Origin of the sequence: Thermomonas aquatica, from assembly GCF_006337105.1 — a bacterium.
Taxonomy (GTDB): domain Bacteria; phylum Pseudomonadota; class Gammaproteobacteria; order Xanthomonadales; family Xanthomonadaceae; genus Thermomonas; species Thermomonas aquatica.
In genome coordinates, this window is record NZ_CP040871.1 from 1,621,281 (window position 1) to 1,633,292 (window position 12,012).

At 69.9% G+C, this 12,012-nt stretch carries 9 protein-coding genes and 1 tRNA gene; 4 read left to right on the forward strand and 6 right to left on the reverse strand.

What is annotated here, in order from left to right:
- Positions 1–81 precede the first annotated feature (81 nt).
- From FHQ07_RS07800 to dtd, 4 genes are all read right to left on the reverse strand, one after another.
- A tRNA-Ile gene (locus FHQ07_RS07800) sits at positions 82–158 on the reverse strand.
- A gap of 133 nt (positions 159–291) precedes the next feature.
- Positions 292–2,580: a GH92 family glycosyl hydrolase gene (locus FHQ07_RS07805; protein WP_240703593.1), complete on the reverse strand. Its 2,289-nt coding sequence runs from the start codon at positions 2,578–2,580 to the stop codon at positions 292–294.
- A gap of 190 nt (positions 2,581–2,770) precedes the next feature.
- Complete coding sequence (rpoD, locus tag FHQ07_RS07810; RefSeq protein ID WP_139716276.1) at positions 2,771–4,621, reverse strand: RNA polymerase sigma factor RpoD; 1,851 nt, start codon at positions 4,619–4,621, stop codon at positions 2,771–2,773.
- Between the two features lie 147 nt (positions 4,622–4,768).
- On the reverse strand, positions 4,769–5,209 hold the full coding sequence (dtd, locus tag FHQ07_RS07815; protein ID WP_139716277.1) for a D-aminoacyl-tRNA deacylase: 441 nt from the start codon (positions 5,207–5,209) through the stop codon (positions 4,769–4,771).
- 80 nt (positions 5,210–5,289) lie between these two features.
- Here dtd and FHQ07_RS07820 point away from each other — a divergent pair, with 80 nt between their 5' ends.
- Genes FHQ07_RS07820 through FHQ07_RS07830 form a run of 3 tightly spaced genes read left to right on the forward strand, consistent with a single transcriptional unit; the run spans position 5,290 to position 8,251 of the window.
- Complete coding sequence (locus tag FHQ07_RS07820) at positions 5,290–6,207, forward strand: lauroyl acyltransferase (protein ID WP_139716278.1); 918 nt, start codon at positions 5,290–5,292, stop codon at positions 6,205–6,207.
- On the forward strand, positions 6,194–6,733 hold the full coding sequence (locus tag FHQ07_RS07825; RefSeq protein WP_240703448.1) for a PH domain-containing protein: 540 nt from the start codon (positions 6,194–6,196) through the stop codon (positions 6,731–6,733). Before FHQ07_RS07820 ends, FHQ07_RS07825 begins: the two co-directional genes overlap by 14 nt.
- 3 nt (positions 6,734–6,736) lie before the next feature.
- Positions 6,737–8,251 carry a PH domain-containing protein gene (locus tag FHQ07_RS07830; protein WP_139716279.1) on the forward strand — a complete coding sequence of 505 codons (1,515 nt, stop codon included), beginning with the start codon at positions 6,737–6,739 and terminating at the stop codon, positions 8,249–8,251.
- Here FHQ07_RS07830 and FHQ07_RS07835 read toward each other — a convergent pair.
- Entirely contained in the window at positions 8,204–9,820 is a 1,617-nt protein-coding gene (locus tag FHQ07_RS07835) for an ArnT family glycosyltransferase (protein WP_168191506.1), read from the reverse strand. The genes FHQ07_RS07830 and FHQ07_RS07835 overlap by 48 nt on opposite strands.
- Positions 9,821–9,909: 89 nt before the next feature.
- Between FHQ07_RS07835 and galE the strand changes: the two genes are divergently transcribed.
- Complete coding sequence (gene galE, locus FHQ07_RS07840) at positions 9,910–10,899, forward strand: UDP-glucose 4-epimerase GalE (RefSeq protein WP_139716281.1); 990 nt, start codon at positions 9,910–9,912, stop codon at positions 10,897–10,899.
- Here galE and FHQ07_RS07845 read toward each other — a convergent pair.
- Positions 10,896–12,008 carry a glycosyltransferase gene (locus tag FHQ07_RS07845; protein ID WP_206202305.1) on the reverse strand — a complete coding sequence of 371 codons (1,113 nt, stop codon included), beginning with the start codon at positions 12,006–12,008 and terminating at the stop codon, positions 10,896–10,898. The genes galE and FHQ07_RS07845 overlap by 4 nt on opposite strands.
- Positions 12,009–12,012: the final 4 nt, after the last annotated feature.

Here is a 12,012-nt window from a genome sequence, read left to right on the forward strand (position 1 = left end):
CACCTCTGGACGACAGAACCCTTATTTCAAGCCATTTCCGGCTGCATTCCGGACGCCTACGGACAATCTCGGACTTGAAAATGGTGGGCCCACCAGGACTTGAACCTGGAACCTACGGATTATGAGTCCGCTGCTCTAACCAATTGAGCTATAGGCCCTTTTTCTCTTAGAACCCGACCAGCGACACCCTCGCCGCAGCCCGACGGGAGGGGATTATGAGTCCCCTGCTCTAACCGTTGAGCTACAGGCCCGCGCCGAGCGGGCATTCTACCTAGCGGCGCCGCACGCGCCTCATTGCGCCGACATCGAATACGGCGCCTGCGCGCCCGCGCCCGGCCAGTCCTTGTCCGGCTGCGCCTGCATGGCGAAGCGCAGCTCGCCGCCCGCCATCAGTTCCTGGTGGGTGATGAACGCGCGATGCAGCGGCTTGCCGTCGAGCGTCACTCCGCCGACGTAGGCATTCGCATCGCTCAGGCCGTCGGCGACCACGCTGAAGCGCTTGCCGTTGGGCAGGTTCAGCGTCGCCTTGCGCACGAACGGGCGACCGAGGATGTACTGGTTGCTGCCCGGCGCCACCGGGTAGAAGCCGAGCGCGGTGAACACGTACCAGGCCGACATCTGGCCGAGGTCGTCGTTGCCGGCCAGGCCGTCGATGGTCGGCTTGTATTGCGTGTCCATGATCTGCTTCAGGCGCGCCTGCGTGCGCCAGGGCTGGCCCGCGTAGGCGTACAGGTAGGCGACGTGGTGGCTGGGCTCGTTGCCGTGCGCGTACCAGCCGATCAGGCCGGTGATGTCCTCCATGTGCGCGAACACCTTCGGATCGACCTTCGCATCGAATACCGCATCGAGCCGCGCGAGCAGCTTGTCCGCGCCGCCATGCGCGGCGGCCAGGCCCGCCACGTCCTGCGGCACGTACCAGGAATACTGCCAGGCATTGCCCTCGGTGTAGTCCGTGCCATAGCCGCTGGCATCGGGATCGAACGGGGTGCGGAAGCTGCCGTCGCGCTTGCGCGCGCGCATGAAGCCGGTGGCGGGATCGAAGGCGTGCTTCCAGTTCGCGGCGCGCTTGCCGAACGTGGCGGCGAGGTCCTTGCGCCCCAGCGCCTGCGCCATGCGGAAGATCGTCCAGTCGTCGAACGCGTATTCCAGGGTCTTCGACGCGGCCTCGCCTTCCTCGTCGATCGGCACGTAGCCCAGCTGCATGTATTGCGCGATGCCGTCGTACGGGCCGTAACTGGCGCTGGCGACCATCGCATCCAGCGCTTCATCGGCATCGAAGCCGCGGATGCCCTTCATGTACGCGTCGGCGATCACCGGCACCGCGTGGTAGCCGATCATGCACCACGTCTCCAGGCCGTGGAACGCCCACACCGGCAGCACGCCGTACGGGCTTTCGCGGCGCGAGGCGAGCAGCGAATTGACGATGTCGGCGTTGCGCTGCTCCGGCTGCACGATGGTCAGCAGCGGATGCAGCGCGCGATAGGTGTCCCACAGCGAGAAGGTGGAATAGTGCGTCCAGCCCTTGGCCTGGTGCACCGCATTGTCGGGGCCGCGGTAACGGCCATCGCTGTCCATGAACAGGCTGGGGCCCATGAAGGCGTGGTAGAGCGCGGTGAAGAACGCCTTGCGCATCGGTGCCGGCGCATCCACCTCGGCCACGCCCAGCGCCTGCGCCCATTGCGCCTGCGCAGCGGCGCGCACGCGGTCGAAATCGAAGCCCGGCACTTCGGCATCGAGGTTGGCGATCGCGCCGTCCTCGCTGACCGGCGAGATCGCGAGCTTCGCCACCAGCGGCGCCGACAGGCGGTCGCCGAAGTCGAAGCGGGCGACCAGTTGCCGGCCCTCGATCTGCGCGCGCTGCGCCGAATCCTTCTCGCCCGGCGGCGGGAAGCCCTTGTAGGGCACGTTCTGCTCGGTGTCCTGCAGCGCGTGGCCGGCCAGCGGCTGCGAGAAACGCAGCGCGAAGTACAGCTGCCGGCCCGGCGCCCAGCCGCGGGTCTCGCGCATGCCGGTGACGGTGCCGTCGGCGCGCACGCGGATCCGCGACCACTGCACCTTGCCCGGGTAGTCGTACATCGAGGTGCGCAGGTCGACGATCACGTGCGCCGGCTTGCCCTGCGGGAACGCGTAGCGATGCACGCCGACGCGCGCGCTGGCGGTGAGCTCGGCGCGCACGCCGGCATCGGCCAGCGTCACCGCGTAATACCCCGGCGCGGCGGTTTCCGTGGCGTGCGAGTAGCGCGAGGTGTAGCCGCTGCCGGGCACGTCGGGATCGCCGCGCTCGAGCTTCGCGTCTCCGGACACCGGCATCAGCAGCACGTCGCCGAGGTCGGAATGCCCCGTGCCGGAGAAATGCGTATGCGAGAAGCCGACGATGGTGTCGTCGGAATGGCGGTAGCCGGCGGCCCAGCCGTAGGCGTCCTTGCGCGCCTGGATGCGCGTGTCTGGGCTGAGCTGGACCATGCCGAACGGCAGCGTCGCGCCGGGGAACGTGTGGCCTTCGCCGCCGGTGCCGATGAAGGGATCGACCGCGGCATAGGCGCGTTGCGCCGCCGTGTCCTGCGCCTGTGCCTGCGCCATTTGCACCGCCAGCGCGATCGTCGCGCCGGCCAGGAAGGTCCGCATCCGATTGCCCATGGGCTGCCCTGTCGTTGCCGTCGAGGTGCCGAACGCTAGCATGCGGCACCATGCGCGGGCGCATGGCGGGCCGCGCGAAAACGACGAAGCCCCGCATGCGCGGGGCTTCGCTAGGAGCTCGCGGCGCGAGCGGTCAGTCGATGTCGAGGAAGCTGCGCAGCGTTTCCGAACGCGACGGGTGGCGCAGCTTGCGCAGCGCCTTGGCCTCGATCTGGCGGATGCGCTCGCGGGTGACGTCGAACTGCTTGCCCACTTCTTCCAGCGTGTGGTCGGTGTTCATGTCGATGCCGAAGCGCATGCGCAGCACCTTCGCTTCCCTCGGGGTCAGCCCGGCCAGCACGTTGCGCACGGTCTCGGTCAGGTTGATGTCGGTGGTGGCGTCGATCGGGGACATCACGTTGGTGTCCTCGATGAAGTCGCCGAGGTGCGAATCCTCGTCGTCGCCGATCGGCGTCTCCATCGAGATCGGCTCCTTGGCGATCTTCATGACCTTGCGGATCTTGTCCTCGGGCATGTCCATCTCCTTCGCCAATTCCTCCGGCGTGGCCTCGCGGCCGTACTGCTGGAGCATCTGGCGGGAGATGCGGTTGAGCTTGTTGATCGTCTCGATCATGTGCACCGGGATGCGGATGGTGCGCGCCTGGTCGGCGATCGAGCGGGTGATCGCCTGGCGGATCCACCACGTCGCGTAGGTCGAGAACTTGTAGCCGCGGCGGTATTCGAACTTGTCGACCGCCTTCATCAGGCCGATGTTGCCTTCCTGGATCAGGTCGAGGAACTGCAGGCCGCGGTTGGTGTACTTCTTGGCGATGGAGATCACCAGGCGCAGGTTGGCCTCGACCATCTCCTTCTTCGCCTTGCGCGCCTTGGCCTCGCCATAGGCCATCGCGCGGTTGATTTCCTTGAGGTCGGCCAGGGTCACGCCCATCGTCTTCTCCAGCGCGATGGTGGCTTCCTGCTCGGCGATGATCTGCTCGCGCACGTCGCGCAACGCCGAGCCCCATTTCTGCTTGCGCTTCAGCAGCTCGTCGACCCAGTCCAGGTTGGTCTGGTTGCCGTCCCAGGCCTTGATGAAGTCCTTGCGCGGCATCTTGGCCACGCGCGTGCTGAGGTCGAGGATGCGGCGCTCGTGTTCCTTGACCTGGTTGACCACGTCGCGCAGCTGCTTGACCAGGGTATCGGTCAGGCCCAGCGGCAGCTTCAGGGTCATGAAGACTTCGGCGATGTCCTCGCGCGCCTTCAGCACCGGCTTGGCCGACGGGCCGTTCTTGGCGTAGCTCTTCTGGAACCTGGCGAAGGCGGCGCCCATGGCCTCCATGCGCGCGGCGACTTCCAGCGGATCCGGACCGGTCGGACCGGCCTCCTCGGCATCGTCGCCCGCATCTTCCTCGTCGGCTTCGTCCACCTCGTCCGCCTCGGCGACGGGGACCGGCGCCTCCGCGACCGGTTCCTCGGCATCGAGGAAGCCGACCACGATCTCGGCCAGGCGCTTCTTGCCGGCCTTGTGCAGTTCGTAATCCTCCAGCAGCTGCTGCGCCGAGGCCGGGAAGGTGGCCAGCGAGGACATCATCTGGGTCAGGCCTTCCTCGATCCGCTTGGCGATGGCGATTTCGCCCTCGCGCGTCAGCAGCTCGACCGTGCCCATCTCGCGCATGTACATGCGCACCGGGTCGGTGGTGCGGCCGCCCTCGCCATCCAGCGAGGTCAGCGCCGCGGCGGCTTCCTCGGCGGCGGTGTCGTCGACTTCGCGGCCGCTGGCGGCCTGGCCGGCCAGCAGCAGGGTCTCGGCATCCGGCGCGACCTCGTGCACCTCGATGCCCATGCCGTTGATCATGCCGATGATGTCTTCGATCTGCTCCGGGTCGACCATGTCGTCGGGCAGGTGGTCGTTGACTTCGGCGTAGGTCAAATAGCCCTGCTCCAGACCTTTGCTGATCAGGATCTTGATGTCGGACTGGGGGGCTGTTTGCCGTTCGTTGGCCATGGATCGGGCTACCGTTTCGGTGGATTGCGCCGGACGACGCGAGGGAACCCAGCATTATACCGTGCTGCCGGGAGTTTGGCCTGACCACGTTGCTGAACACGCCAGCGCGCGCCAGTCACCGCATTCCGGCGCCTTACCCGTCCCTCGCTAGGGACGGAGCAGGAAGGTGACCGGGCCGTCATTGACCAGGCTGATCACCATATGGGCACCGAACCGCCCGGTTTCCACCCCTGGCGGATGCGATTGCCGGCACAGTTCGACCAGCCGGTTGAACCCGCGTTCGGCTTCGGCCGGCGGCGCGGCGGTGGTGAAGCTCGGCCGCATGCCCGAGCGGGTGTCCGCGGCCAGGGTGAACTGGCTGACCAACAGCAGGCCGCCGCCGGTATCGGCCAGGGAACGGTTCATCTTGCCGGCATCGTCGGCGAACACCCGGTAACCGAGCAGGCGTTGGGCCATGCGGGCGATCAGCGCCTCGCTGTCGCCGGGCTCCATCGCCACCAGCGCCAGCAGGCCGGGGCCGATGGCGCCGACCACGGCATCGTCGACGCTCACGCTGGCGGCGGTCACGCGCTGGATCAGGCTGAGCATCGGGCAAGCCTATGCGATGCCGTCGCCCCGGCGAAAGCCGGGATGACGGGCCGGCGGCATCTCCGCCTAGACTGAACGGGATGACCGAATTCGCCGCTGCCCTGCTGTACGCCCTCGCCTGGACCCTGGCCCGGCTGCCATGGCCGTTGCTGCGCGGGCTGGCCGACCGGATCGCGGCGCTATCGGTGCGCCTGGACGCCCGCGAGGCGCGGGTCACCCGCCGCAACCTGGAGCTGATTCGTCCGGATCTCGATGCCGCGGCCCGCGAACCCCTGGTGCGCGAGATCGTCCGCACCACCGCGCGGCAGGCATTCGAGACCCTGCGCCTGTGGACGCGGCCGGCAGCGCGCAACCTGGCCGACATCGTCGAATTCCACGGCGAGGCCCTGTTCGACGATGCCCTGCGCGATGGCCGCGGCCTGATCGTCGCCGCGCCGCACATGGGCAACTGGGAGCTGCTGAACCAGTGGCTGGCGGCGAAAACGCCGCTGGCGATCCTGTACCGGCCGCCGGAATCGGCGATCGGCGAGGCCTTCCTGCGCCGGGTGCGCGCCAATGCCGGCGGCGATGTCGAGCAGGTGCGGGCGGAGGCCTCCGGCGTGCGCAGCCTGCTCAAGCGGCTGCAGAAGGGCGGCGTGGTCGGCATCCTGCCCGACCAGCAACCGAAGGCCGGCGAGGGCGAGTTCGCGCCGTTCTTCGGCAAGCGGGCGCTGACCATGACCCTGCTCGGCCGGCTGGCCGAGCGCAGCCGCGCGCAGGTGCTGCTGTGCTGGTGCGAGCGCCTGCCGCACACCTCGCCACCGCGCTTCGCCCTGCATGTCCAGGCCGCGCCGGACGGCGTCGCCGACGCCGATCCGCAAGGCGCGGTCGCGGCGCTCAACGCCGGCATCGAGGCGATCGCGCGACGCGATTTCGCGCAATACCAGTGGACCTACAAACGCTATACCCTGCGGCCGCCCGGCAGTGGCGAAGAGAATCCCTACCTTGACCTCTACTGATCCCGACTCGGCGCCCGCCCAGGATCCCCCCGCAGCGGTCGCCGCGCGCAGCGACCGCTGGCACCCGCCGCCGGCACGCGCGGTGCGCCTGCATGCCGGCACGACCGCGCTGTGGTGCGGGTTGCTGCCGCCGCTGGGGCTGGCGGTTCCGGTCTACGTCGCCGACGGCCCTGGCCCGCTGCAGAAAGCCGCAGCGGTGGCCGCGCTGGCGCTGCTGGCGGCCGGCATCGGCGCCTATTTCGGCGCGCGCCTGCGCCACCAGCGCTGGAAGCTGGACGCCGAAGGCCTGTGGCTGCGCACCGGGCGGCTGTGGCAGCGCGAGACGCGGGTGCCGGCCAGCCGCGTGCAGCACGTGGACCTCAAGCATGGCCCGCTGGAGCGCCGCTTCAAGCTGGCGACGCTGGTGGTGCATACCGCCGCCGTGCATCTCAGCGGGATCACCGTGCGCGGCCTGGACGACGCCGATGCGCAGCGCCTGCGCGACGCACTCGCGCGCCAGCTCGACGATGCCGGCGACGCGCTGTAGGCGATGAGCGACGCGCCCATCGACACCGCCGCGTTGCCGCAGGACGGGCAGGAACACCGGCTGCATCCGCTGTCGTGGCTGTTCGTGCTGCTCGCGCAACTGAAGCAGTTCATCCTGCCGCTGCTGGTGCTGCTGTTCGCCGGCCGCGGCGACCGCAACGACCTGTGGGGGTTGATCGCGGTTGGCGCGCTGGTGGCCGCCTCGCTGGCCGAATACTTCACCTATCGCTACCTGCTGCGCGGCGACGGCATCCGCATCCGCAGCGGCTGGCTGCACCGCAGCCTGCGCGAGATCCCGTTCGCGCGCATCCACAACGTCGACCTGCACCAGTCGCTGCTGCACCGGATGTTCGGCGTGGCCGAAGTGCGGCTGGAGGCCGCGGGCGGGGTCAAGCCGGAAGCGCAGATGCGGGTGTTGCGGCTGGACCAGGCATTGGCGCTGGAAGCCTTGGTGCGCCGGCGCGGACACGCGGACGCCGCGCTTGCGGCCGAAGCGGGGACGCCGCCGCTGCTGGCGCTTTCCACCGGCGAGCTGGTCCGGCTGGGATTGATCAGCAACCGCGGCATGCTGGTGGTGGCCGCTGCCTTCGGCGCCCTCGCGCAGACCGGCAACGATGTCTTCGGCGTGCTGCTCAAGCGCTGGGGCAAGGTCGTGTTCGGCTGGCTGACCGACACCATCGGCCAGCATTCGCACGACAGCCCGCTCGCCATCGGGCTCGCCGCCGTCACGCTGGTGATCGCCGCCGTCGTCGCCCTGCGCCTGCTGTCGGTGCTGCTGGCCATCCTCCAGTTCCACGGCTTCGCCCTGCGCGAGGACGAGGGCCGCATCAGCGTCGAGCGCGGCCTGCTGGCGCGTTCGCGTTCCTCGGCCAAGCGCCAGCGGATCCAGGCCTGGTCGCTGCGCGAGGGCGTGCTGCATCGCTGGTTCGACCGCCGCAGCCTGCGCGTGGATACCGCCGCGGGCCAGCGCGGCGCGCAGGAGCAGCGCACCCTGAAGGACATCGCGCCGATCGCGACCCCGCTGCGCTGCGATGAACTCATCCGGCATTTCCTGCCGGAAGCCGGCTGGGGCGAACTCGACTGGCAACCGCTGCATCGCCACGCATGGCTGCGGATCGCGATGCCGGGCCTGCTGCTGGCGCTGGCCGCCTGCGGGGCGCTGTACTGGCGCTTCGGTGCATGGGGCTTGCCCGCGCTGGCGCTGGTACCGCTGCAGCTGTGGCGGGCACGCCGCATCGCCGGCGCCTGCGGGTACGCCAGCAACGGGCGGATCGTCGCCTGGCGCAGCGGTTGGCTGTCGAAGAGCTGGAATTTCGCCGAGATCGGGAAACTGCAGGCGTCGCGGCTGTCGCGATCGCCGCTGGACCGGCGCCTCGGCATGGCCAGCCTGCTGCTGGACACCGCCGGCGCCTCGCCGTTCGGCGCGCCGCTGCACCTGCGCCACCTCCCGCACGAGGCGGCCGAAGGCCTGTCAGCGCGGCTGGTAGCGAAGCTCGCGCGAACGCGGCTGCAGCGGTAGCTGCTGCGCCGGCAGCGCGCGCCAGTCGCCGGCGCGCCAGACCTGGATCCAGCGCGTGCGCCAGCGCTGCTGCATCACCGGCTGCGCGCCCGGGTGGCTCCAGGCATCCAGCGTGTTGACCACGACCAGCTCGCGCGGGTTCGCTTCCGCCCAGCGCCGCGCATCGGCTTCGTCGAGCATCGCGATCGGTTCGCGCAGGCGCCCGGCGAAATGGAACTGCAGTTGGTATTCGCCGATGAACGCGAGCTTGGCGCCGGCGCGCTGCGCATCGCCGAGCAGGCGCGCGGTGGGGGTGAAATCGAACTGCGCCTTGATCAGCGGCGTCGCCGCGGCATGCAGCAGGGTCATCGCCAGCAGCAGGCCGGCGGCCTGCGCGGGCAACGAGCGCCAGCGCAGCATCGCGAGACCGACAACCAGCAGCGCCGCCCCCGCCACCGGCAGGCTGGTCAGCAATTCGTCCGGGAACGGCGTGTCGATGCGCCGGGCCAACGCACGCGCGGCCAGCATCGCCGCGGCGAACGCCAGCACGCTCGCGCCGGCGACGATGCCCAGCCGCGGCCGCGCATCCGCCGCCAATGCCAACAGGATCGCGAACGCGGCGAAATCCGGCAGCAGGTAATACGGGTTCTTGCCGCTGATCGCGCTGAACGCCAGGACCACGCCGAGCAGCCAGATCCAGGCGAAGCGGTTGCCGGCATCGCGCCACAGCGCCGGCACCTGCGACCACCACCAGCGCGACCACCACCACGGCGCCATCAACGCCAGCAGCATCGGCGCGTACCACCACCACGGTTCGGCATGGTCGAAGCTGTCCCTGATGCGGCCGGCGGTCTGGGTGACCAGCAACGCCTCGCGATACTCCGGATCGCCCAGGGTCAGCGCCGGCACCAGCCACAGCGAGAACAGGACGATCCCGCCAAGCACCGCCAACGCCGCCTTGCCCGCGAACGCCTTGCCGTGTTCCCGCGCCGCCGGATGCCACCAGCGCGCGGCCAGCAAGGGCACGCCGAGGTGCAGCAAGGCCACCGGCCCCTTCGCCAGCAGGCCGAAACCGACCGCCAGCGCGAAACCCGGCCAGCACGGGCGCCACGCCTCGCCCTCGCGCCGGCACAAGGCCAGCAGGCCGCCGAGCACCGCCACCGTCAGCGGCAATTCGTACATCACCTGCAGCGAGAACATGAAGAAATACCAGAAGCCGGCCATCGCCCATGCGGCCAGCGCCGGCAAACCCGGCCTGTGCGGATACAGGCGGCGCGCCAGCAGGCCGGTCTGCGCCACCACGACCGTCGACAGCAGCACCATCAGCAGCCGCGGCCACGCGTCGCCGACGCCGGTCACCAGCCAGCCGGCGTGGATCAGCCACGGCAGCAGCGGGGTCTTGTGCGAATACGGCGCGCCGTTGAACAGCGGCACCAGCCAGCTGCCGGCATCCCACATCTCCCAGGCCACCGCCAGGCTGCGGGTGGAATACAGCGGCACCGGGCCGTGCAGGAAGATCGAAACCAGGGCGGCGGCGGCCCACGCCAGCAGCGGCGCGCGCAGGTCGCGGAGTTCGCGGGCGGCTTTCATCGGGCGCATCGTCATCGCGCGAAGGATACGGCAGCGCGGTTGCGCCCGGCATCGGCGACAATCGGCGCATCCCACCGAAGCCCGCCGCAATGCCCGAATCCATCCTCATCGTCGGCGGTGCCGGCTACATCGGTTCGCACATGGTCAAGCAGCTGCGCCGCGCCGGCTACCGCGTGGCGGTCGCCGACGACCTGTCCAGCGGCCATCGCGGCGCGGTCGGCGACGCGCCCCTGCACGTCGGCGACATCGGCGATGCCGGCTTCGTCGATGCCGTGCTGGGCGAGGTGCGCCCGGCGGCGGTGATGCACTTCGCCAGCTTCATCCAGGTCGGCGAATCGGTGGCGGACCCGGCCAAGTACTACCGCAACAACGTGACCGCGACCCAGGTCCTGCTCGACGGCATGCGCGCACATGGCGTCGCCCGCTTCATCTTCTCCTCCACCGCGGCGATCTTCGGCGAGCCGGAGTACGTGCCGATCGACGAGGCGCATCCGAAGGCGCCGATCAATCCCTACGGCCGCAGCAAGTGGATGGTCGAGCAGATGCTGGAGGACTACGACCATGCCTACGGGCTGAAGTCGGTCTGCCTGCGCTACTTCAACGCCGCCGGCGCCGATCCCGAAGGCGAACTCGGCGAACGCCACGAACCGGAAACCCACCTGGTGCCGCTGATCCTGCAGGTCGCCTCCGGCCGGCGCGCGCATATCGGCGTGAATGGCGACGACTACCCGACCCCGGACGGCACCTGCGTGCGCGACTACATCCATGTCGAGGACCTGTGCAGCGCGCACCTGCTGGCCCTCCGGCAACTGCTGGAGGGCGCCGGCAGCGCGCGCTACAACCTGGGCAACGGCAACGGCTTCTCGGTGAGCGAGGTGATCGACGCGGTGCGCCGGGTCACCGGGCATCCGATTCCGGTGGTCATCGGAGCGCGCCGCGCGGGCGATCCGCCGGCACTGGTGGCCAATGCCAATGCCGCGCGCGCGCAGCTGGGCTGGACGCCGCGCTATGCCGACCTCGACACCATCGTCGCCCATGCCTGGGCATGCGAGCGACGGATCGCCGCAAGCCGGCGCTAGCCACCGCGCGCCAGTTCGAGGAACAGTTCCTCGTAGCGCCGGTTCATCAGCTCGCGGCCGTGCCGCTCCAGCGCCGCCTTGCGTGCCGCCGACGCCATTCGCGCCGTCGCCGGCGGATCCCGCAACAGTCGTTCCAGCGCATCGGCCAGCGCCGCTGGATCGGCCTCCGCCACCAGCAGGCCGTCGATGCCGTCATCCAGCACCTCGCGCACGCCGGGCACCGCGCTGCCGACCACCGCGCAGCCGGCGGCCATGCCTTCCAGCAGCGCCAGCGGCATGCCCTCGTAGTGCGTGCTGAGCACGCACAGCTGGTGGGCCATCAATCGCTGCGGGACGTCGCGCACCACCCCGAGGAACCGCACCTGCCCGGCAATCCCGAGTTCCGCCGCCAGCCTTTCCAGCGGCTTGCGGTGCAACGCCTTGCCGCCGCCGGCGAACTGCAGCGAAGGCTGCAGGCCGCGTTCGCGCAACAGCGCCAGCGCGCGCAACAAGGTGGCATGGTCCTTCTGCTTGGAGAAGCGCGCGACCATCACGATGCCGGGCTCGCGTTGCGCGAACGCATGCGCATCCGCCGCGGCAAAGGGATCGAGGCGGATGCCGTTCGGGATCGCGATGGTGCGCTCCGGCGGCATTCCCATCGCCAGCAGGACGCGGCGCACGCCTTCCGAACAACCGACGATGCGGTCGGTGCGCCGCGCCAGCCAACGCGTCTGCGCCAGCCGCCAGCGCGTGTAGCGCTCGCGCGTGTTGTGCTCGACATGGACCAGGTGCGGCACCTTCGCCAGCAGGCCGGCGTAACGTCCCCACAGGTGCTCGGAAAAACCGTGCGCGACCAGCACGTCGGGGCGGAATTCGCGGCAGATCCGCGCCAGCGCGAAGATGCTCGCGGCATGCGACCAGCCCGGCACCAGCCGCAGCGGGGTGCCCGCCCGCTCCAATTCGGAAATGCGCTGCGGCGGCGTGCGGCGCTTGCGGCGCAGCACCAGCAAGGGCTCGATCGCGTCGCCCTCGCGCGCGGCGTTCACCAGCTGAACCGCGACCTGGGTCGCGCCGCCGGAGAAGCCGCCGGTGACGAAGTGGAGGACGCGCACCGGCGATACGGTTTGCATGGGG